19 protein-coding genes are annotated in these 21,820 nt (G+C 68.0%); 14 read left to right on the forward strand and 5 right to left on the reverse strand.

Going from position 1 to position 21,820, the window contains the following annotated elements:
* Window positions 1-13 precede the first annotated feature (13 nt).
* The gene (locus E0W60_RS08465; protein ID WP_135703647.1) at window positions 14-1,207 is read right to left on the reverse strand and encodes a helix-turn-helix transcriptional regulator; all 1,194 of its coding nucleotides are present in this window, start codon (window positions 1,205-1,207) and stop codon (window positions 14-16) included.
* Window positions 1,208-1,687: 480 nt separating this feature from the next.
* Window positions 1,688-4,033, reverse strand: coding sequence for a mechanosensitive ion channel family protein (locus E0W60_RS08470; RefSeq protein WP_135703648.1), 2,346 nt, complete (start codon window positions 4,031-4,033; stop codon window positions 1,688-1,690).
* A gap of 321 nt (window positions 4,034-4,354) precedes the next feature.
* Between E0W60_RS08470 and E0W60_RS08475 the strand changes: the two genes are divergently transcribed.
* Together E0W60_RS08475 and E0W60_RS08480 are read left to right on the forward strand one after the other, a co-directional pair.
* Window positions 4,355-5,137 carry an SDR family NAD(P)-dependent oxidoreductase gene (locus E0W60_RS08475; RefSeq protein WP_133094895.1) on the forward strand — a complete coding sequence of 261 codons (783 nt, stop codon included), beginning with the start codon at window positions 4,355-4,357 and terminating at the stop codon, window positions 5,135-5,137.
* Window positions 5,138-5,174: 37 nt separating this feature from the next.
* On the forward strand, window positions 5,175-6,758 hold the full coding sequence (locus E0W60_RS08480; protein ID WP_135703649.1) for a fatty acid--CoA ligase: 1,584 nt from the start codon (window positions 5,175-5,177) through the stop codon (window positions 6,756-6,758).
* A gap of 37 nt (window positions 6,759-6,795) precedes the next feature.
* On the opposite strand, the gene E0W60_RS08485 is transcribed toward E0W60_RS08480, so the two are convergent.
* The 3 genes from E0W60_RS08485 to E0W60_RS08495 all read right to left on the reverse strand — a co-directional run bounded on the left by E0W60_RS08485 (window position 6,796) and on the right by E0W60_RS08495 (window position 9,643).
* Window positions 6,796-7,287, reverse strand: coding sequence for a DUF421 domain-containing protein (locus E0W60_RS08485; protein WP_133094897.1), 492 nt, complete (start codon window positions 7,285-7,287; stop codon window positions 6,796-6,798).
* Between the two features lie 156 nt (window positions 7,288-7,443).
* The gene (locus tag E0W60_RS08490; RefSeq protein WP_133094898.1) at window positions 7,444-8,430 is read right to left on the reverse strand and encodes a Bug family tripartite tricarboxylate transporter substrate binding protein; all 987 of its coding nucleotides are present in this window, start codon (window positions 8,428-8,430) and stop codon (window positions 7,444-7,446) included.
* A 118-nt stretch (window positions 8,431-8,548) separates the two neighbouring features.
* Window positions 8,549-9,643, reverse strand: a complete 1,095-nt coding sequence (locus tag E0W60_RS08495) for a porin (protein ID WP_135703650.1) — start codon at window positions 9,641-9,643, stop codon at window positions 8,549-8,551.
* 579 nt (window positions 9,644-10,222) lie between these two features.
* On the opposite strand from E0W60_RS08495, the gene E0W60_RS08500 reads away from it, so the two are divergent.
* The 12 genes from E0W60_RS08500 to E0W60_RS08555 all read left to right on the forward strand — a co-directional run bounded on the left by E0W60_RS08500 (window position 10,223) and on the right by E0W60_RS08555 (window position 21,810).
* Entirely contained in the window at window positions 10,223-11,110 is an 888-nt protein-coding gene (locus E0W60_RS08500; protein ID WP_135703651.1) for an alpha/beta fold hydrolase, read from the forward strand.
* Window positions 11,111-11,350: 240 nt separating this feature from the next.
* Window positions 11,351-11,656 (forward strand): recombinase-like helix-turn-helix domain-containing protein, encoded by a 306-nt coding sequence (locus E0W60_RS08505; RefSeq protein WP_371704171.1) that lies wholly within the window; start codon window positions 11,351-11,353, stop codon window positions 11,654-11,656.
* Window positions 11,657-11,690: 34 nt separating this feature from the next.
* Window positions 11,691-12,761: an aromatic ring-hydroxylating oxygenase subunit alpha gene (locus tag E0W60_RS08510; RefSeq protein WP_133094902.1), complete on the forward strand. Its 1,071-nt coding sequence runs from the start codon at window positions 11,691-11,693 to the stop codon at window positions 12,759-12,761.
* On the forward strand, window positions 12,754-13,527 hold the full coding sequence (locus tag E0W60_RS08515; RefSeq protein WP_135703652.1) for an SDR family oxidoreductase: 774 nt from the start codon (window positions 12,754-12,756) through the stop codon (window positions 13,525-13,527). Before E0W60_RS08510 ends, E0W60_RS08515 begins: the two co-directional genes overlap by 8 nt.
* A gap of 35 nt (window positions 13,528-13,562) precedes the next feature.
* Window positions 13,563-14,099, forward strand: coding sequence for a cupin domain-containing protein (locus E0W60_RS08520; RefSeq protein WP_133094904.1), 537 nt, complete (start codon window positions 13,563-13,565; stop codon window positions 14,097-14,099).
* A gap of 31 nt (window positions 14,100-14,130) precedes the next feature.
* Complete coding sequence (locus tag E0W60_RS08525; protein ID WP_133094905.1) at window positions 14,131-14,982, forward strand: IclR family transcriptional regulator; 852 nt, start codon at window positions 14,131-14,133, stop codon at window positions 14,980-14,982.
* Between the two features lie 5 nt (window positions 14,983-14,987).
* On the forward strand, window positions 14,988-15,791 hold the full coding sequence (locus E0W60_RS08530) for an SDR family oxidoreductase (RefSeq protein WP_135703653.1): 804 nt from the start codon (window positions 14,988-14,990) through the stop codon (window positions 15,789-15,791).
* Window positions 15,784-17,493: a thiamine pyrophosphate-binding protein gene (locus E0W60_RS08535; RefSeq protein ID WP_135703654.1), complete on the forward strand. Its 1,710-nt coding sequence runs from the start codon at window positions 15,784-15,786 to the stop codon at window positions 17,491-17,493. Before E0W60_RS08530 ends, E0W60_RS08535 begins: the two co-directional genes overlap by 8 nt.
* A gap of 13 nt (window positions 17,494-17,506) precedes the next feature.
* On the forward strand, window positions 17,507-18,307 hold the full coding sequence (locus E0W60_RS08540; RefSeq protein ID WP_135703655.1) for an aspartate dehydrogenase: 801 nt from the start codon (window positions 17,507-17,509) through the stop codon (window positions 18,305-18,307).
* Between the two features lie 39 nt (window positions 18,308-18,346).
* Window positions 18,347-19,825 (forward strand): aldehyde dehydrogenase, encoded by a 1,479-nt coding sequence (locus E0W60_RS08545; protein WP_135703656.1) that lies wholly within the window; start codon window positions 18,347-18,349, stop codon window positions 19,823-19,825.
* 23 nt (window positions 19,826-19,848) lie between these two features.
* Complete coding sequence (locus tag E0W60_RS08550) at window positions 19,849-20,823, forward strand: VOC family protein (RefSeq protein ID WP_135703657.1); 975 nt, start codon at window positions 19,849-19,851, stop codon at window positions 20,821-20,823.
* Window positions 20,824-20,853: 30 nt separating this feature from the next.
* Window positions 20,854-21,810 (forward strand): PDR/VanB family oxidoreductase, encoded by a 957-nt coding sequence (locus tag E0W60_RS08555; RefSeq protein WP_133094911.1) that lies wholly within the window; start codon window positions 20,854-20,856, stop codon window positions 21,808-21,810.
* The last annotated feature ends 10 nt before the right edge of the window (window positions 21,811-21,820 follow it).

Consider the following 21,820-nt stretch of genomic DNA (forward strand, 5'->3'; position numbering starts at 1 on the left):
CGGTGCCAGTGCTTCAGGCCGTCCCCGCTCGCGGCGTACGCGGCCGGACCGCCGAGGTCACCCCGGCGCGTTCGAGATTGACGCCCGGCAGCAGGTGCAGCAGGCGCACCAGCTCGGACTGGCGGTGCGTGCCGGTCTTGCGCAGCGTATCGCGGATATGCACGCGCACCGTATGCGGCGACAGGAACTCGCGCTCGGCGATTTCATTCAGCGTCTCGCCGGCGGCGAGACGGACGGCGATGATGCTTTCCTTGCGCGACAGCCCGAACAGCGAGGCCAGCACGCCCGCATCGAGCACCGCGCGCGATTCCGAATTGCCGAACAGCATCATCGCGGCCGGCAATTGCCACGGGCCTTCCACCGGCTGGCGCGAGACCAGCGGCGTGACGATGATCGGCACCGGCTGCCCGCCGGAGGTGATGTGCATCCAGGAGCCCGACGCGGCTTCGGCGCCGCGGCCGCGCATGGCGCCGTCGAGCAGCTTGCGCAGCACCGCCTGCAGCGTGTCGCTGTGGGCGCGCAGCACGCCGTCCTGCAGCGACAGGTGGCTGTCGGCCTGCACCAGCGCCTCGGCCCAGCTGTTGGCGTAGCGCACGCGCAGGTCGGCCTGCAGCACCATCACGCCAAAATCCAGGGTATCGAGCCCGGCCAGGCCAAGGCTGGCCAGCCCGCTCAGTTCAAAGTTGCGCTGCTGCATGCGCGCGGCACGCACCCAATGCGGCATGACGTGGGCCAGGCGCCGCTCGCGCTGGCCGGCGCTGATGCTGCCCGCGCTGGTGCCGCTCATCAGTACGCAGACCTCGGCGTTCTCGACCAGGCGGATGCCATGTTCGAGTCCGCTGCATGCCAGCGTGGAGACTGGACGCTCGGCCACGGCGCCATCGTGAGAGGCCGTGTGCAGCGGCGCGCAGGCGGGGCTGTCAGGCGTGTCGGCCGGCATACAGCAGGCGCCGGCGTAGGGCAGCTCGAGCGGATTGGGCAGCCAGCCGCCAACGCTTGCGCCGTTGGTGAAGCAGCCGTGGGGCGTGACGCCCAGGCGTGCATGGCCGGCGAGCTTGTCCCAGATCAGGTAACGCGGGCTGCCGGTGGAGGTGTACCGGGAGAAAAGGTCGAGTGCCGCCGGCATTGCCGCAACGTCCAGCGCGGACTCGTAGATCGAGTCGACCAGACGATGGAAGTCCTCGTCCGTAGTCGGGTGTTCGCCCATGTTCACATTCCCCCCGGCGGCAAACGCCTCCTGCTTGTGCCACGGCAAGTGGCCACTTTCTTTTGTGTTATCGGTGCCGCTCTGGCGTTCTGTACCTGCGCCGATACGGCTCGCAGCGGTCCCGTCAGGCTCATCCGGCGCGCTGCGATAAGGCAATCATGCCAAACAATGTTGTTTCTTTTGTCCCCCGTGTCGGGAGGGAAAACACGGATTGCAGGCATAACACTTAGCTGGGGCCATACCAAATTGCTGCTTTGCAGCGTATGGGAGGTCGGGCGCACTACCGACTTGTGAGGCGTGATGGTAATGCGGGTGACGAGAACGCCGAAATTTTCAGCACGGAAATAGTGCCGGGCGTTTCACACACGCCACACGTGTCCAGAATGTTGGCGGCAAAAAGACCCCGTTGCCGGGCCGAGAATAGGTTGCCATACCCGTTTCTGCGAACGGGCCGGTTCGAACCGGCATTCGAACCGGCTGCTATGGCGCCGCCGGGTTCGCTTGCTCGTCGCCCCCCACCTGCAGCCCTTTGCCATCGACCTGAATGGTCAGGCTGGGCGATGCCATGCGGATGCCGTGGGCGTCGAAGTTGCGCTTCAGGCGTGCATTGAACGCGCGCGTGATTTCCGCCTGCGTCAGCGGCCGGGTCTTGAACTGTGCCATCACCACCGGCCCGCTCGGGTCGAAGCGGTCCAGGCCGAGGATGTCCAGCCCCGACATCAGGTTGCGCGAGTAGCGGAAATCTCGCGCGATTTCCGTGCCGGTGGTGCGGATCAGCTCGAGGGCGCGGTCGAGGTCGCTGTGGTAGCTGATGCCGATGCTGAACACGGCATAGCCATAGCCGCGCGACAGGTTCTTGACCGCCTTGATCTGGCTGTACGGCAGCGTATGCAGCGCGCCGCGTCCGTCGCGCAGCTTGACCGTGCGGATGGTCATACCTTCGACCACGCCGGCATGGTCAGGCAGCTCGATCGAGTCGCCGATGGCGATAGAGTCCTCGACCACGATAAACAATCCGGTGATCAGGTCCTGCACCAGGCTCTGCGCCCCGAAGCCGATCGCCAGCCCGACCACCCCCGCGCCGGCCAGCAACGGTGTCACGTTGACGCCCAGGTTGGCCAGCACGGCAATCACCGCGATCAGCAGCAGCCCGATGAACGAGGCATTGCGCACCAGCGGCAGGATGGTCTTGGCGCGCAGGCTGGGCTGCGCGCCGCGTCCATGCGCGGGCGACAGCGTCTGCGTGATGGCGGTGTCGATCAGCAGCCAGACCAGCCAGGCCAGCAGCACGGTGCTGGTCACGCTGAACACGGTCTCGGTGATATGGCGGCCCGCTGCGGAAGATTCCGCCAGCTGCATCAGCGACGTGTCCCAGACGCGCATCACCATGGCAAGAAATACCACCCAGATCGCCACCCGCAGCAGCGCCATGGCGAAGCGGCCAAAGCGCTGCACATAGGCCGAGCGCCGGCGGTCGCGGAAGCGGGGCGGCCGTGCCGTTGCCTTGGGCGAGCGCCTGGCGACCATCGTCAGCAGCAGTGCCGCCACGAACAGCGCGACCGAAGCCACGGTGCGGCGCAGGAATACATCGGCGTGGCCGGCGGCGAGCAGCGTGCCGATCACCGACGCGACCACCACCGCGAGCACCGGCAAGTGCCAGGCCTGGCCGATCAGCCGCAGCAGGTCGGTCAGGCCCGGGTGGGACTGGCGGAAGGCCAGCGGCCGGTGGCTGATCAGCTGGCCGATCTGGCGACTGAAAACGAGCGCGAACACGCCGATGCCCAGTGCTGCGGCGATATTGGCCGTGGTCGACACCAGCGCGGCGAGGTTGGTGCCGAGCACCGCGACGACGCGGCTGTCGGTGGCGCTGTCGCCCAGGGCCGCCAGTGCGCCGGTGCAGAACAGCAGCCACGGCGAGCGCGCCAGCAGCTGCCGGACCGCAAGCTGGCGGTGCGCGGTGCGGAACAGGACGAAGATGACCTGGCACATCGCGGCGGCGACGGCACCCGCCACGATGGCGTATGCGACCAGCACCGCGGCCACGGCTGCTGGCGACTGCGCGAAGGTGCGCGTCGCCATCAGCAGCGTGATGCCGAATGCGATCACCCAGGGCCCGATATGCCGCAGCATGAAGACGCCGACATCCACCCAGGACGGCACCTCGGGCAGCCTGGCGCGCTCGGTACGCGGGCGCGGCGGCGCGCGCCGGCGCCGGATGCGATGGCCGATCTCCCACAGGCCCCAGCCGCTCGCCGCCCATACCGCCAGCACCAGCGCGAATTCGCGCAGCGATTCCAGCCCCGAGCGGGTGCCCCGGTGGGTCAGCGCGGCGCGCCATTCCTCGCCTGCGAAGCGCGAGCGCCAGCCCCAGTATTGCCACGGGCCGCGGTCCTTGCGCAGGTGCGTGTCGACTTCGTCGAGCACCTCGGCCACGGCTCCGATCAGCCCGGGTGCCGAAGCGCCGGCCGCAGCGGCGGACGCCGGCGCCGGCGCCACCGCGGAAGCGTCCAGGCCGCGCCGCAAGGCCTGCAATTGGCCGACCAGCGCGCGCCGTTCGCGATCGTCCTGCAGTGTTGCGATGACCTGGTCGAGCGACTGCGCCAGCGGCACGCTGGCCGGGGCCGCCGGCGCGCTGGCCGGCGCCGGAGCGGGCTTGGCCGGTGCCAGCAGGGTGGCAAGCGGGCCTGCCGCCATAGCGGGCGCTGGAACCGTACAACACAGCAGTGCGAGCGCCAGCAGCGCGGCATGCATGGCCAGGCTCGCACCTGGCGTGAGCCGGCGTGGCCACATCGATCGGGAGGGGGCGTTGCGATCGGGTTTGCGCATGGCTGGATGTCCGCACCTGGCCCGGCGTGACGCTGCCGGCGGAGGCGCGGGAATGAACGTCGATCGCGCCACTGTAGCGCATCGGCGGTGCCGGGTGACGCACCGCCGCATCCGGCACGTCGGGCCACCCCGGGTCCACGTCTGGGTCCACGTCGGAACCATTCGTCGCTTCGGACGATGCGTCGCTTGCGCCGATCCACGAATCTCGAACCCACTCCGGCGTGGGCATTTCGGCGCCCGCCGGCCACTCTCAGATCGCGGGCGCGCGCACCAGAACCGGTGGCCCGTCCGGCCAGCAACAAGACACAAGGGAAAGACGGCATGGAACTCAATGCATCGGTATCGGCAGTGATCACGGGCGGCGCCTCGGGCCTGGGCGCGGCAACGGCGCGCGCGCTGGCGGCGCACGGCGTGCGCGTGGCGCTGTTCGACCTCAACGCCGAGAAGGGCGAAGCGCTGGCGCGCGAACTGGGCGGCGTGTTCTGCCAGGTGAACGTGACCTCGGAAGCTGAAGTCGAGGCCGGCTTCGCCAGGGCACGTGCCGCCATCGGCCAGGAGCGCATCCTGGTCAACTGCGCCGGCACCGGCAATGCCATCAAGACCGCGTCGCGTTCCAAGGAAGCGCCGGACCAGATCAAGCACTTTCCCTCCGATGCCTTCGAACGCATCATCCAGATCAACCTGATCGGCACCTTCCGCTGCATCGCGCGCTCGGCGGCCGGCATGCTGACGCTGGACACCGCGGGCGGCGAGCGCGGCGTGATCATCAGCACCGCATCGGTGGCGGCGCAGGATGGCCAGATGGGGCAGGCCGCGTACTCGGCGTCCAAGGCCGCCGTGGTCGGCATGACGCTGCCGATCGCGCGCGACCTCGCGGGCGAGGGCATCCGCGTCAATACCATCCTGCCGGGCATCTTCAATACGCCGCTGCTGCAGGGCGCGGCCGAGAACGTCAAGGCCGCGCTGGCCGCTTCGGTGCCGTTTCCCAAGCGCCTGGGCCAGCCGGAAGAGTTCGCCTCGCTGGCCGTCGAGATGTGCCGCAACGGCTATTTCAACGGCGAATCCGTGCGGCTGGACGGCGCCATCCGGATGGCGCCGCGCTGAGCGAAGCGGCCTGGATGGAATCAACACGGAGACGCGGATGGATTTCAGCTACCTGAGCACGCTGCCCGATGCCGTGCGCCATTTCGCCGGACTGCGGCCCGACGCGGTGGCATATGCGTTCGAGGGCCGCCAGACTACCTACGCCGACTTCGAGCGCAATACCGACCGGGTCGCGCAGGCGCTGCTGGCCGAGGGTATCCACGCCGGCGACCGCATTGCCTATATCGGCAAGAACAGCGACCACTACTTCGAACTGCTGCTCGGCGCGGCCAAGGCTGGCGTCGTCACCACTCCGGCCAGCTGGCGCCTGGCGCCGCCGGAGATCGAGTTTATCGTCGGCCATTGCGACGCGGTGGTGCTGTTCGTCGGGCCGGAATCGGCGGCGATGGCAAAGTCGCTGCTGCCGGCGCTGCCGATGGTGCGCACGGTGGTGCTGATGGAGCCGTGCGCCGACGGCGGCGATGCCCCTTGCTACACCGACTGGCGCGACGCGCAGCCGGCCACGCCGCCGGCACACCGGCCGGCGCCGCACGACGTGGTGCTGCAGCTGTACACCTCTGGCACCACCGGGCGGCCCAAGGGCGCGATGCTGACGCACCGCAACCTGACCATCGGCACCGAGGTCAGCGAGCGCGAAGGCATTGCCTGGTCGCACTGGACGGCCGACGATATCTCGCTGGTGGCGATGCCCGTCGCGCATATCGGCGGCTCGGGCTGGGGACTGCGCAATCTGCTGTCTGGCGCCAAGGGCGTGGTCGCGCGCGAATTCGACCCGCGCGCGGTGCTGGATTTCATCGAGCACGAGCGCGTCAGCAAGCTGTTCATGGTGCCGGCGGCCATGCAGATCGTGCTGCGCGATCCGCGCGCGCGCCAAGTGGATTACTCGCGGCTGAAGTACCTGCTGTATGGCGCCGCGCCGATTCCGGCGGCGCTGCTGCGCGAGGGCATCGAGGTGTTCGGCTGCGGCTTCGTGCAGCAGTACGGCATGACCGAGACCACCGGCACCATCGTCGCGCTGCCGCCCGAGGACCACACCACCGAAGAGGTGCCGCGCATGCGTGCCGCGGGCAAGCCGCTGCCAGGCGTGGAAATCAAGGTGGTCGACTATGAGGGGCGCGGGCTGGGTCCCGATGAAGTCGGCGAGATCGTGGTGCGCTCGCAGCACAACATGGCCGGCTACTGGAAGCAGCCCGAGGAGACCGCGCGCACCATCGACGCCGATGGCTGGCTGCGCACCGGCGACGCGGGCTACATGGATGCGCAGGGTTACCTGTACATCCACGACCGCGTCAAGGACATGATCATCAGCGGCGGCGAGAACGTCTATCCGGCCGAGGTCGAAAGCGCGATCTACGGCCACCCGCAGGTGGCTGACGTGGCCGTGATCGGCGTGCCGGACGAGAAGTGGGGCGAAGCGGTGAAGGCCATCGTCGTGCTGAAGCCGGGACAATCGCCCGATCGCGACGGCATCATCGCGTGGACGCGCCAGCGGCTGGCCGGCTTCAAGGTGCCGAAGAGCATCGAGTTCGTCGACGCGCTGCCGCGCAATCCGTCCGGCAAGCTGCTGCGGCGCAAGCTGCGCGAGCCGTTCTGGGAGGGGATGAACCGGCAGGTGAACTGAGCCTGGCTCCCTGTCCCGCGAGCGGGGCGGGGAGCATCTACTTCTTCTTGATCACGCTGACCTTGCCATCCGCCTCCAGGTACAGCGCCTTGATCTCCTCGAGCTTTTCTACCCCCTGCTCGCGATATTTGGCTTCCAGCTCGTCGTCGGTGATCGATTCGCGCCGCATGTTTTCTTGCAGCCTGGTGCCGTCGCGCACGAGCAGGATTTTCTTCGCTTCGGCAAAGCGCTGGAACGTGGGGAAGTGGTAGGCCAACAGGTCGATCAACCGGTTCCACGCAATCAGCGTGACGACCAGCAGCATGGCGTCGGCAACGCCTTCACCCTTGCCGGCCATGCCGTTCTGCGCCGCGTCGGCAACGATCACGACCAGAAGCAGGTCGGCAATGCCCATCGAGCCGATGTCGCGCCGCACGACGAAACGGAACAGCAGGAACAGCGCCCAGTACATCACCGTGCCGCGAACGACGATCTCGAGTGGCGAGACGGTGAAGAAGAGCGCTTCGCGCCAGTCGAACGAGAAGTCCATGCCCGAAACACAGCAACTTCCGGACCACTTTGCAGCGATGGCGCTTGTGCACGCCACGCCGCCGCGCTGACGGTAATTCTTGCAGCGGCTGCGTACGGATTGCCGTCGCGCAGCCGGGCGGGCTCCTGCTTCCGCAGGAAGCCGCCGGTGCGAGGATCAGTCGGCCTGGATGCCGAACTCCTTCACGATCTTCGTATAGCGCGTGGTATCCGCGGCGATCAGCTTCGACAGCGCGGCCGGCTCGCCGCCCGCCGGCGTGACCGCGATGGTGGCCATGCGCGACACCACGTCGGGCATCTTCAGGATGTCGTTGACGTGCGTATTGAGCGTTCGCACCACGTCGGCGGGCATGTTCTTCGGACCCAGCAGCGCCTGCCAGGCGCCGATCTCGACATCCTTGTAGCCCAGCTCCGCCAGCGTCGGCACGTTGGGCGCGAACGGCGAGCGCTTCAGGTCCGCCACCGCCAGCGGCACCAGGCTGCCGTTGCCCACGTACTGCGCCACCGCGCCGTAGGTGACGTAGGTCACCGGCACCTGCCCGCCGATCACGTCGACAATGGCGGGCGCCAGGCCGCGATACGGCACCTGGCTGATCTTGATGCCGGCGGACTTGTTGAACAGTTCGCCCATGATGTGCATCGGCGAGCCGTTGCCCGGCGTGGCATAGGTTTCCACCTTGCCCGACTTGGCGCGTGCCACCAGGTCGCTGACCTTGGTGATGCCGGTGCCCTTGTTGACCACCACGAACAGGGACTGCGTGCCGATCTGCGAGATCGGCGTGAAGTCATGCTGCACGTCGTAGCTGGCGCCGGTGCCGGCCTTCAGCACCAGCGGAGCGATGGCGACCGTGTTGGGCGCCAGCAGCAGCGTGTAGCCGTCGGGGTTGGCGCGCGCGACATAGGCGCTGCCGATCGTGCCGGCGGCGCCGGTGCGGTTTTCCACCACCACCGACTGCTTCAGCCGCGGTGCCAGCTTTTCCGCGAACATGCGGGCCAGTACGTCGACATCGCCGCCGGCCGGATACGCAACGACGATGGTGATGGGTTTGTTCGGGTACGCGCCCTGGGCCAGGGCGGCGCCGGTGCAAAGCACGGTGGTGGCGGCGGCCAGCGTGGCCAGGACTTTGCGGCGTGCAGACTTCATGATGTTCAGACCTCGGTAAGACTTGGCGCCCGGCGGGGGCCGGGGGCCAACATGGCTGGTGAAGCGGCTGGTGAAGCCCGGCGCGCGGCGCCGGGGCATGGTGGCCAACTCAGCCGACTCAGAAGATGTGCTTGATGCCCAGCATCGAGCCCCACTGGTTCGCGCCGGGGCGGGGGTTGGAGCCGGGCGAACCACCGCTCACCGACATGGCGAGCTGGCCGTCGTTATTGATATAGCCCGCGGTGGCGTAGACCGAGGTGCGCTTGCTGAAACTGTATGTCGCACGCAGCGCGTAGAGCATGGCCTCGTTGTCGCTGCCGTGGTAGTTCAGGAAGTAGACCTGGCCGGCCAGGTTGACCGCCGGAGTGATGTCGTAGGAGACGCCGGCGTAGTACAGGTCGCTGATCGGCGTCGGGCTGCCTTCGTTGTCGCGGCGGATCCAGCCGGCGCCAAGCTTGGTGTTCTTCAGCAGCATGTAGCCGCCCAGCGACAGGCGGTCGTCGGTCAGGTTGCTGTTGGTCAGGCCGCCGAAGGCGCCGGGGCCGCCGCGCTGCGAATCGTAGGCTGCGATCAGGCCCCAGGTCTTGCTGTCATAGCCGATCATGGCCGACCACTCGCGGCAGGCCTTCTTGTCGGCCGGGTTCTCGCCGGCGCAGTTGGTGCCGGCCGGGCTGGGGCCGGCGTTGACCGCGTCGCGGCCGAAGCTGTAGGTGGCACCGACCACGAAGCCGTTGAAGTTGGCCTTGTATGCGACCGCGTTGTCGGCGCGCGTGTTGGGCAGGTAGTTGTCGAGCGAGCCCGAGCCGTACACGTTCGGCCCGAGGATATCGCTGTCGAGGATGGCCCAGAACAGCATCGTGTACTGGCGGCCGAACGACAGCTGGCCATACTGGTTGCTCAGGCCGACCAGCGCCTGGCGCCCGAACAGGCGGCCGCCCTGGTTGGCGTTGCCCGTGTCCGGCGAAAAGCCCGATTCCAGCACGAACAGGCCCTTCAGCCCGCCGCCGAGGTCTTCCGTGCCGCGGATGCCCCAGCGCGACGGCACCGTGGCGGTGTTGTTGGGCATGCGCACCAGGCTGTCGCCGTTGGCGCCGACATTGCTCACGTACTCGACACCGCTATCGATGACGCCGTACAGCGTCACCGACGATTGGGCCGAGGCCAGCAGGGGGGAAGCCGCGAGCAGCGCCGCGGCGGTTCGTGCAAGTTTCATCTACCAGTTTCCTTCCGTTTTTCCGTCTTGTAATCGTCTTTGTGGTCCGGGCCGCTGCGATGGCGCCCGGGTTTCAGGGCAGGCTTGTTATTGGCAGGGTGTTCTCCTCTTGTGGATCCCGCAGGCTGTCAAAAGCCGCAGTGTCTAGCAAAAATGCTGCCATAGCCGCTTTTGTGTTTTATATATGGAACATCAAACAACATAAGAAACGTTGAGCAAAATATAGCCGCGAGTTTCCAAAAGCTGTGAGGAGGGTTATCCCTAGTGCGGCAAGGCGACGACGCGCCGGACAGCCGCTGGCTGCACCCGCGCAGGGCCGGGCGTGCGCACGGGCGGTGCATCGGCACTGCGCGGCGCGCGCCACCGGCGGCCCGGTCGCCCAGGCGTCTTGCCGCACCGGCAAAGGCGCTGCGCCGGATGCCATGGGCCAAGGCCTGCCGCACCCTGCAAACCGGCGCGTGCACCAGGCCGGCGCGTTGACGTTTCCGTGTCGGATAGGCCTATCGTTTACCCTCATCCCGTTTCCCGAGGCGCACGCCTATGCTTCAAAAGTTTTATTCGCAAACCTAAGTTTTATATATGGAACAAAATCAGCCCCCCATTCCTCCTCAGCCGGATCGGCAGCTACTGGAGGCCCTGAGCAGCGGGTTTGCGGAACGCGTGGTGACGGTCGACCGCGGTGCGCAGGTGACCTACCGCAGCGGCGGGACCAGCGGGCCCGCCATCGTGCTGCTGCACGGCATCAGCTCCGGCGCGGCCTCGTGGCTGCCTTGCGCCAGCCTGCTGGCGGCGCAGGCGCGCGTGATCGCCTGGGACGCGCCGGGTTATGGCAACTCGACGCCGCTGGCGCAGGCGCGCCCGCTGGCATCGGACTACGCGCTGCGGCTCGATGGCTTGCTGCAGACGCTGGGCATGCAGCCGGCGCTGATCGTCGGCCATTCGCTGGGTGCGCTGATGGCCGCGGCCTATGTCGCGAACGCGCGCAACCTGCCGGCGCGGCTGTTGCTGCTGAGCGTGGCGCAGGGCTATGGCGCGGCGGGCAAGGAGGCGCAGGCGCAGCAGGTGGCCCAGCAGCGGCTGGCGGCGCTGGATACGCTTGGCGTTGAAGGGCTGGCGCAACGCGGGCCGGCCCGGCTGCTGAGCGAGCTGGCCGATGCCGGCGCGCAGGCGTGGGTGCAGTGGAATATGCAGCGGCTCAACCCGGACGGCTATCGCCAGGCGGTGGCGATGCTGTGCGGCGACGATATCGACCGTTATCTGTCGCGCCGTCCGGCGTCACTGCCCACGCGCATTGCCTGCGGCAGCCGCGACGTGGTGACCACCCCGCTGGCCTGCGGCACGCTGGCCGAACGCTTCGACCTGCCGCTGGCGCTCATCCCCGACGCCGGCCATGCCTGCTACATCGAGCAGGCCGCCGCGACCGCGCGGCTGATCCGCTCGGCGCTGCCGCCCCAAGGCGACGCCTGACCCTACCCGGCGCCGCCAGCCGCTTGGCGCCGCTCCCTTGGCGCGCCGCTTGCGCCACCTGGCTCCGGCTTCGCGGGTTTACCCCAGTCAATTTTTACGGTTGTGTTGTCTATAGTCGTACCTGTGTTCAATATCTAAACCAGTGTTTCATTAGTAAAACACGACGGGCGCAAAAGCAGGTCGCGCCCGGGCGGCGTCGGAACACGGTCCCCCAAGCTGCAAGACATGGAGCAAAGCGCAATGGAAAGCCTCTCGTACAACCCGAACCTGGTGCCCTGGGAGCGTCCGGCGCCGAACAACGTCGCAGGCAAGGGCCATATCGAACAACCCGGCAAGGTTGCCAACATTGTCTGGCAGACCCGCGCCACCGCGCCGAGCGCCTACGAGAACGCGCTGGGCGACGCGCTTGAGGCCGCCTTCGAAGGCGGCGCGCAGAACCCGCAGGACATCGTGCGCGCGTTCAACGCCGCCGGCTTCCTGGGCGTCGACGGCCAGCCATGGACCGAAGAGCGCTTCCTCTCCGAAATGCGCCGCCTGGGCGCCTGAACCGCGTCCGCATCGCGACCATAGCGAGAACAACATGGAATCGAACAAGCAAGCCCGCGCCGAAGCCCGCCTGAACACCGGCCTGCGCAACTACTGGTACCCGGTCGCCGCCTCGTGGGCGGTGAGCCATGCCCCGATCGGCATCACCCGCCTGAGCCAGAACATCGTGCTGTGGCGCGACGGCGCCGGCCAGGTCCACGCGCTGGAAGACCGCTGCCCGCATCGCGGCGCGCGCCTGTCGATGGGCTGGAACCTGGGCGACCGCGTCGCCTGCTGGTACCACGGCGTGGAAGTCGGCGGCGACGGCCAGGTCAAGAGCGTGCCGGCGGTGGAAAGCTGCCCGCTGGAAGGCCGCACCTGCGTGCGCAGCTACCCGGTGCAGGAAAAGGCCGGCGCGATCTTCCTGTGGTTCGGCGACCAGGCCCCGCAGGGCGAAGGCAGCCCCGACGAGCTGCGCCTGCCGGAAGAACTGGTCAGCGAAGAACACAGCAACTTCCTGTGCGTGGCGCACTGGGACTGCAATTACCGCTACGCCATCGACAACGTGATGGACCCGATGCACGGCGCCTACCTGCACGCGGTGTCGCACTCGATGGCATCCGGCGAGAAGTCCGCCGTGATGCAGATCCGCGAGACCGAGCACGGCCTGGTGTTCGAGAAGACCGGCCAGCGCGGCGTCAACTTCGACTGGGTGGAGTTCGGCGAGACCGGCACGCTGTGGCTGCGCCTGGCGATCCCGTACCGCGCCAAGGTCGGCCCCGGCGGCCCGTTCGGCATCGTCGGCATGGCCACGCCGGTGGATGAAGACCACTGCATGGTGTTCTTCTGGCGCACCCGCCACGTGCAGGGCTGGGAGCGCGACGTGTGGCGCTTCCTGTATCGCAACCGCCTGGAGCAGCTGCACTGGGACGTGCTGGAGCAGGACCGCGTGGTGCTGGAAATGATGGCCCCCAACGCACGCGACCACGAGATGCTGTACCAGCACGACGCCGGCATCACGCGCGTGCGCCGTCTGCTGAAGCGCCGCGCCGACCAGGAAATCGCCGACGAGCCGGTGGCGATGCTCAAGCCCACGCAAGCCGCCGGAGCCGCCAGCCATGCCTGAGGCCATCACCAACAACGCTCTGCTGGCCGGCCGCAAGGTGCTGGTCACCGGCGCCGCACGCGGCCTCGGGCTGGCCTTCGCGAAGTCGCTGGCGGAAGCCGGCGCCAGCGTGGCCATGGCCGACATCCTGGCCGAACGCCTGCAGCAGGAAGCCGATGCGCTGCGCGCCCGCGGCCTGAAGGTGGTGCCGGTCCTGCTGGACCTGTCGGACCCCGCCTCGGTGCAGGCTTGCGCCGATGCCGCGGTGAAGGCACTGGGCGGCCTCGACGGGCTGGTCAACAACGCCGCCGTGACCGACTCGGGCGGCCGCGATGCCAGCGCCATCGACATCGCCACCTGGGACCGCGTGATGAATGTCAACGTGCGCGGCACCTGGCTGATGACTTCCGCCTGCCTGCCGGCGCTGCGCGCCAGCGGCCGTGGCGCGGTGGTCAACCTGGCCTCGGACACGCCGCTGTGGGGCGCGCCCAACCTGCTCGCCTATGTGGCCAGCAAGAGCGCCATCATCGGCATGACCCGTTCGCTGGCGCGCGAGCTGGGCCGCGACCAGATCACTGTCAACGCGGTGGCCCCGGGCCTGACGCTGGTGGAAGCCACCGAGTACGTGCCCCAGCACCGGCACGACCTGTACCGCGAGCAACGCGCGATCTCGCGCGAGCAGCTGCCCGACGATGTCTGCGGCGCGGTGCTGTTCGCACTGTCCGACCTTGCCCGTTTCGTGACCGGCCAGACGCTGGCGGTCAACGGCGGCTTTGTCATGCATTGATCCGAAATCCACTGAAGAAAACCGAAGGAATCCAAATGAGCGATCTTTCCCAACAGCAAAACATCAAGCGTTCCTGGGACCAGCCGGACGGCGCCTCGTTCGACCAGTGGATGGAAAGCCGCGTGGCGCGCTTCTCCACGCGCAAGTACGACTGGGACGCGCTGAAGTTCCAGGCCGACTACGACCCCAAGTACCGCCGCGCGCAGATGCGCTACCTGGGCACCGGCGGCACCGGCGTGGCCGCGGACACCAACACCGTGCCGTCGGAGCACTTCACCTTCTCCACCATGATCATCCCGGCCGGCCATGAAGGCCCGTCGCATATCCACACCGACGTGGAAGAGGTGTTCTTCGTCCTGCGCGGCAAGATCAAGCTGATCCTGGAAAAGGATGGCGAGCGCTTCGAGACCGTCCTGACCGACCGCGACCTGGTCTCGGTGCCGCCGGGCGTGTATCGCGAGGAAATCAATATCGGCGAGGAAGACGCGCTGATGTGCGTGATGCTCGGCGCCAAGAAGCCGGTCACGCCGACCTACCCGCCCGAGCACCCGCTCGCGAAGATCAAGCGCTGATGCGCCATCGGCCTGTTCGCACGCACTGACCATGAGCACCAACGCCATCCCGACGACGCCAGCCGCCAACGAAACCCCGGACAAGTACATCGTCCCGGGCCTGGAGCGCGGGCTGCGCCTGCTCGGCGAGTTCAGCAGCAAGGACCGCACCATGTCGGCCGCCGAACTGGCGCGCCGCCTGAAGGTGCCGCGCTCCACCGTGTTCCGCCTGCTGGCCACGCTGGAAATGCTGGGTTTTGTCGAGCGCGCCGATGGCGGCCGCGATTTCCGGCTGGGCATGGCGGTGCTGCGGCTGGGGTTCGAGTACCTGGCGTCGCTGGAGCTGACCGAACTGGGCCGCCCGCTGCTGGAGCGGCTGCGCGACGAGATCGGCTATCCGACCAACCTGGTGGTGCGCGACGGGCGTTCGATCGTCTACGTGGCCAAGGCGGTGTCGCCGCGGCCCTTCGCCAGCTCGGTCAACGTCGGCACGCGGCTGCCCGCGCATGCCACGGTGCTGGGCCGGGTGCTGCTGGAAGACCTGCCGCTGGCGGAACTGCACGCGCTGTATCCGGAGGCGCAGCTGGAAGTGTTCTCAGACAGCACGCCGCGCACGGTCGATGCGCTCTTTGCCATCGTCCAGCGCGACCGCGAGCGTGGCTACGTGCTGCAGGAAGGCTTTTTCGAATCGAGCATCTCGACCATTGCCGCGCCGGTGCGCGACCGCACCGGCAAGGTGGTGGCGGCGCTGGGCGCCACCATCCCCGCTGCGCATATCGATCCGGAACAGCTGGACGCGATGGTGGAGAAGGTGAGGAGCACAGCGGGCGAGCTGTCGCGCCTGCTTGACTACCGGCTGTCGCTGCACAGCGCCGGCAAGGTCGTGAATCTGTATCGGGAGTGAGGACAATGTCCATGATTGAACTCGGCGGCAAGGTTGCCGTCGTTACCGGCGGGTCCTCCGGCATCGGGCTGGCGACCGTCGAACTGCTGCTCGAAGCGGGCGCCGCCGTCGCCATGTGCGGCCGCGACGAAGCCCGCCTGCGCAGCGCCGAAGCGCAGTTGCGCGAGAAATTCCCCGGGTGCCGGCTCCATGCCGCCACCTGCGACGTGCTCAAGCCGGAACAGGTCGCCGCCTTCGCGGCCGACGTGCAGCAGAAGCTCGGCAATGTCGACATGCTGGTCAACAACGCCGGCCAGGGCCGCGTGTCCACCTTCGCCAATACCGAAGACGCGGCCTGGATGGACGAACTGCAGCTCAAGTTCTTCTCGGTGATCCACCCGACGCGCGCCTTCCTGCCGCAGCTGGAGAAGTCGGGCCAGGGCGCGATCGTCTGCGTCAACTCGCTGCTGGCGCAACAGCCCGAGCCGCACATGGTGGCGACCTCCGCCGCGCGCGCCGGCGTGCTGAACCTGGTGCGCTCGATGGCCACCGAGTTCGCGCCCAAGGGTGTCCGCGTCAACGGCATCCTGATCGGGCTGGTCGAATCGGGCCAGTGGCGCCGCCGCTTCGAGGCGCGTCCTGAAGCAGACCGCCACCTGGACTGGGCCGCGTGGACCGCGCGCCTGGCCCAGCAGAAACATATTCCCCTTGGCCGCCTGGGCCTGCCCGTCGAGGCAGCCCGCGCCATCCTGTTCCTTGCCTCGCCGTTGTCTTCGTACACCACGGGCAGCCATATCGATATCTCCGGAGGACACTCCCGTCATGCCTAATCAACACCAGTACGAACAACAGCAGGTCACCGTCGGCTGCGCCATCACGGCGTTTCTCGAGCAGTGCGGGGTCAAGGCCGCGTTCGGCGTGATCTCGATCCACAACATGCCGATCCTCGACGCCATGGGCGAGCGCGGCCACATCCGCTTCGTGCCGGCACGCGGCGAAGCGGGCGGCACCAACATGGCCGACGCCTACGCCCGCACCACCGGCGGCCTGGGCGTGTGCCTGACCAGCACCGGCACCGCCGCGGGCAATGCCGCCGGCGCCATGGTCGAAGCGCTGACCGCCGGCACGCCGATGCTGCATATCACCGGCCAGATCGAGACGCCGTACCTGGACCAGAACCTGGCCTACATCCACGAAGCGCCGGACCAGCTCACCATGCTGAAGGCCGTGTCGAAGGCCGCCTTCCGCATCCGCAGCGCCGACACCGCGATCAGCACCATCAAGCTGGCGGTGCAGACCGCGCTGACGGCGCCGACCGGCCCGGTCAGCGTGGAGATCCCCATCGACATACAGGCCGCGCTGATCGACCTGCCGGCCGACCTGCAGCCGCTGCCGGTGCCTAAGCATGTGCCGTCGGCGCACGCGCTGGACGCGCTGGCCGAGCGCCTGGTGAATGCCAAACGCCCGCTGCTGTGGCTGGGCGGCGGTGCCCGCCACGCCAGCAAGCAGGTGCAGCGCCTGCTGGACCTGGGCTTCGGCGTGGTCACCAGCACGCAAGGCCGCGGCATCGTGGCGGAAGACGATCCGCGCTCGCTGGGCGCCTACAACCTGCACAAGCCGGTCGAGGCCTTTTACCAGACCTGCGACGCGATGCTGGTGGTGGGCTCGCGCCTGCGCGGCAATGAAACGCTGAAGTACGAACTGAAGCTGCCGCGCCCGCTGCTGCGCATCGACGCCGATCCCGCCGCCGAAGGCCGCTGCTACCAGAGCGATTACTTTGTCAGCGGCGATGCCGCGCTGGCGCTGGACGCGCTCGCAGACCGGCTCGAAAAGCGCATGAATGTCGATCCGGCCTTCGCCGCCGACCTGCGCCGCGCGCATGACGTCGCCGTCAACGGCCTGGTCGATGGCCTGGGCCCGTACTCGGCACTGGTGCAGGCGCTGCAAGGCGCAGTCGGCCGCAACTTCAACTGGGTGCGCGACGTGACCGTGTCGAACAGCACCTGGGGCAATCGCGAACTGCGCATCTTCGACTCGCGCGCCGGCGTGCATGCGCTGGGCGGCGGCATTGGCCAGGGCCTGGCCATGGGCATCGGCGCCGCGATCGGCGCGGCGGCCACCGCGTCGGGCAAGAAGACCTTCACGCTGGCCGGCGACGGCGGCTTCATCCTGAACCTGGGTGAGCTGGCGACTGCCGTGCAGGAACGTGCCGACATGGTCATCGTGCTGATGAACGACAAGGGCTACGGCGTGATCAAGAACATCCAGGACGCGCAGTACGGCGGCCGCCGCCACTACGTCGACCTGCATACGCCCGACTACGCCGCGCTGGCCAGGTCGCTGTCGCTGCGCCATGCGCGCGTCAGCAGCCTGGCCGAAGTCGGCGCCGCGCTGGAGCAGGCCACGGTGGAGCCCGGCCCGTTCCTGCTGGAAATCGACATGCTGTCGATCGGCAGCTTCAAGACCGTGTTTGCCGGCCCGCCGGTGAACAAGGAAACCCCGGCTTCGGAACAGGCCACCGTCAGCGCCTGAGGAGAGCAGAAAAATGCTGCATGTGTCCATGATTGGGTGCGGTGCGATCGGCCGGGGCGTGCTTGAGCTGCTCAAGAGCGATCCCGACGTCGCCTTCGACGTGGTGATCGTGCCCGAGAGCGCGATGGACGAGGCCCGCGGCGCGCTGTCCGCGCTGGCGCCCAGCGCCCGCGTGGCCACGCACCTTGACGACCAGCGCCCCGACCTGCTGGTCGAGTGCGCCGGCCACCATGCGCTGGAAGAGCACATCGTGCCGGCGCTGGAGCGCGGCATCCCGTGCATGGTGGTGTCGGTGGGCGCGCTGTCCGAGCCCGGCATGGCCGAGCGGCTGGAAGCGGCGGCACGCCGTGGCGGCACGCAGGTGCAGCTGCTGTCCGGTGCCATCGGCGCCATCGACGCGCTGGCCGCGGCGCGCGTCGGCGGGCTGGATGAAGTGATCTACACCGGCCGCAAGCCGGCGCGCGCCTGGGCTGGCACCCCGGCCGAGAAGCTGTTCGACCTGGATGCGCTGACCGAGGCGACGGTGATCTTCGAAGGCACGGCGCGCGACGCCGCGCGCCTGTACCCGAAGAACGCCAACGTCGCCGCCACGGTGTCGCTGGCCGGCCTCGGGCTGGATCGCACTGCGGTGAAGCTGCTGGCCGATCCGCATGCGGTGGAGAACGTGCATCACGTGGAAGCGCGCGGGGCGTTTGGCGGGTTCGAGCTGACGATGCGGGGCAAGCCGCTGGCGGCGAATCCGAAGACGTCGGCGCTGACGGTGTTCAGCGTGGTGCGGGCGCTGGGCAACCGCGCGCATGCGGTATCGATCTAGTTCCGGCAGCCACGCCCCACAGACTTAGCAGGCAACGACATGAACCCACAAGAAGTCCTCCCCATCTGCATCGCCGGCGAATGGCGCCTCGGCACGGGCGACCGCTACGGCACGCGCTATCCGGCGACCGGCGAGGTCGTCGCAGAACTGAATGCCGCCAGCCCGGCTGACGTGGAAGAAGCCGTGCAGGGCGCGCACCATGCCTTCCTTACCAGCGGCTGGGCCCAGCGCAAGCCGCACGAGCGTGCCGCTGTGCTGTACCGCGTGGCCGAACTGATCCGCGCACAAGCCGAGCCGCTGGCACAACGGCAGCGCCTGGACAACGGCAAGCCCATCAGCGAAACGCGCGCCCTGGTCGCCAGCGCAGCCGGCACCTTCCAGTTCTTTGCCGCCGCCTGCGAAACGCTGGAAGAAACCATCACGCCGCAGCGCGGCGACTGCCTGACCATGAGCGTCTACGAGCCGATGGGCGTGGTCGCGGCGATCACGCCGTGGAACTCGCCGATCGCCAGCGAGGCGCAGAAGATGGCCCCCGCGCTCGCCGCCGGCAATGCCGTGGTGGTCAAGCCGGCCGAAGTCACGCCGCTGATGGCACTGGAACTGGCGCGCATTTGCGAAGAAGCCGGCGTGCCCAAGGGCCTGATCAGCGTGCTGCCGGGCAAGGGCTCGGTGATCGGTGATGCCATCACCAAGCATCCGCTGGTGCGGCGCGTGTCGTTCACCGGCGGCACTACCACCGGCAAGCACATCGCGCATATCGCCGCCGACAAGATGATGCCGGTGTCGCTGGAGCTGGGCGGCAAGTCGCCGACCATGGTGTTCGACGACGCGGACCTCGACCACGCGGTCAACGGCGTGCTGTACGGCATTTTCAGCTCGTCGGGCGAGTCGTGCATCGCCGGCTCGCGCCTGTTCGTCGCGCGTTCGCAGTATGAGCCGTTCATCGACCGCCTGGCGGCCGCCGCTTCGCACCTGCGCGTTGGCGACCCCGCCGATGAACGTACCCAGATGGGCCCCCTGATCACCGACCGCCACCGCGACAGCATCGAATCGTACGTCGCGACCGGCGTGCACGAAGGCGGCCAGCTGCGCACCGGCGGCGTGCGTCCCGACGTGGCCGGCCTGCCCAACGGCTACTTCTACACGCCCACCATCATCGAAGGCCTGGATAACAACGCCCGCATCTGCCAGGAAGAGATTTTCGGGCCGGTGCTGGTGGCGATCCCGTTCGACGACGAGGACGACCTGATCGGACAGGCCAACGACAGCGTCTACGCGCTGGCCGCCGGCATCTGGACGCGCGACTACAAGCGCGCCTGGCGCGTGGCCCGTGCGGTGCAGGCGGGCAATGTGTGGATCAACACCTACAAGCAGTTCTCGATCTCGACGCCGTTCGGCGGCTGGCGCGACAGCGGCCTGGGCCGCGAGAAGGGACGGCTGGGCATCCTGCAGTACATGGAGCAGAAAAGCGTGTACTGGGGCCTGAACGAACAACCGCTGCCGTGGGCCAGCCACTGAGCCCGGCAGGCAGGAGAGAAGCAATGATCAAGGTATTGGGAATCGACGAGATCGTCTACGGCGCGGATGACTTTGACGCCTGCCGTGGCTTTTTCTCGGACTGGGGCCTGGCCATCAAGCGCGATGACGCGCAGGGCCTGGACTTCGAAACGCTGAACGGCTGCCGCGTGCTGGTGCGCCGCATCGACGATGCTTCGCTGCCGCCTGCGATCGAGGCCGGCCCGACGCTGCGCGAAGTGGTGTGGGGCGTCGAGTCGCAGGCATCGCTCGACCATCTGGCTGACGCGATCGCCGATGCGCCGGGCTTCGTGAAGCAAGGCGAAGGCGCCACGCTGCGCATCGGCTGCACCGACCCGAACGGCCTGGCGGTGCGCTTCCAGGTCACGCGCAAGCATGACGTGCAGGTCGAATGCGCGCTGATGAATACGTGGAACGACAAGCCGCGCCTGAACCAGCGCAGCCCGATCTACGACCACGCCACGCCGATCGAAGTCGGCCACGTGGTGTTCTTCGTGAAGGACGTCAAGGCCACCGAGCAGTTCTATGTGGAGAAGTTCGGCTTCGTGCCGTCGGACCGCTACCCGGACCGCGGCGCGTTCCTGCGCTGCACCGCGGATGGCGGCCACCACGACCTGTTCCTGCTACAGCTGCCGGAACCGAAGAGCGGCCTGAACCACGTCGCCTTCACCGTGCGCGACATCCATGAAGTCTTCGGCGGCGGCATGCATGTCTCGCGCAAGGGCTGGGACACGCAGCTCGGCCCGGGCCGGCATCCGATTTCCTCGGCCTACTTCTGGTACTTCAAGAACCCGGCCGGCGGCCTGATCGAATACTACGCCGATGAAGACCAGCTCGACGAGCACTGGGAGCCGCGCGCCTTCGAGCCGGGTCCGACCATGTTCGCCGAATGGGCGATCGAGGGCGGCATCGACGGCAACACCCGCCGCCAGAAGAACGCAGGCGGCCCGGCAGGCAAGTTCCTGACCGAGAAGCGGTAAGAGAGAGAAGCGCGACAGAAGGAAGCAGCAATGAGTGCCCACCAGTCCCTGACCCTGCGCGTCCAGGCCATGCGTTTTGAAGCGCGCGGCGTGGTCAGCATCGAACTCCAAGATCCCGAAGGCAAGACCCTGCCCGAGTACAGCCCGGGCGCCCATATCGACCTGCACCTGGGCAATGGCCTGGTGCGCAGCTACTCGCTGTGCGGCGCGCCGGAAGCGCGCAACCGCTACACCGTGGGCGTGCTGCTGGACCGCGGCAGCCGCGGCGGCTCGCGCTACGTGCATGAGCAGCTGCGCGTGGGTGCCACGCTGACGGTGGGTGCGCCGCGCAACAACTTCGAGCTGGACGAGAGCGCCGCGCATACCGTGCTGGTGGCCGGCGGCATCGGCGTCACGCCGATCGTCTGCATGGCGCGCCGGCTGGCGGAGCTGGGCAAGTCGTTCACGCTGATCTACTGCGCCCGTTCGCGCGCCGAGGCGGCATTCGTCGAACCGCTGTCGGCCTATGGCGATGCGGTGCGCTTCCACTTCGACGACGAAGCGGGCGCGCCGCCGGACCTGAAGGCGATGCTGGGCGGACAGGACGCGCAGACGCATTTCTATTGCTGCGGCCCGGGCCCGATGCTGAATGCGTTCGAGGCCGCATGCGAGGCGCATGCCTACCCCAATGTCCATATCGAGCGCTTTGCCGCCGACCCGTCGACCGAGGCGGTGCAGGAGGGCGAATACGTGGTGCAGCTGTCGCGCACCGGCTCGCTGGTCAAGGTGCCGTCGGGCAAGTCGCTGCTCGATGCGCTGCTCGATTCCGGCGTGGAGGTCGAGTACAGCTGCCGCGAAGGCGTGTGCGGCTCGTGCGAAACCGCCGTGCTGGAAGGCTGCCCGGACCACCGCGACAGCGTGCTGAGCAACAGCGAGCGCGCCAGCAACAAGACCATGATGGTATGCGTGTCCGGGTGCAAGGGCAGCAAGCTGGTGCTGGACTTGTAATTCGCGATTG

It is taken from the genome of Cupriavidus oxalaticus (genome assembly GCF_004768545.1).
Classification (GTDB): Bacteria; Pseudomonadota; Gammaproteobacteria; order Burkholderiales; family Burkholderiaceae; genus Cupriavidus; species Cupriavidus oxalaticus_A.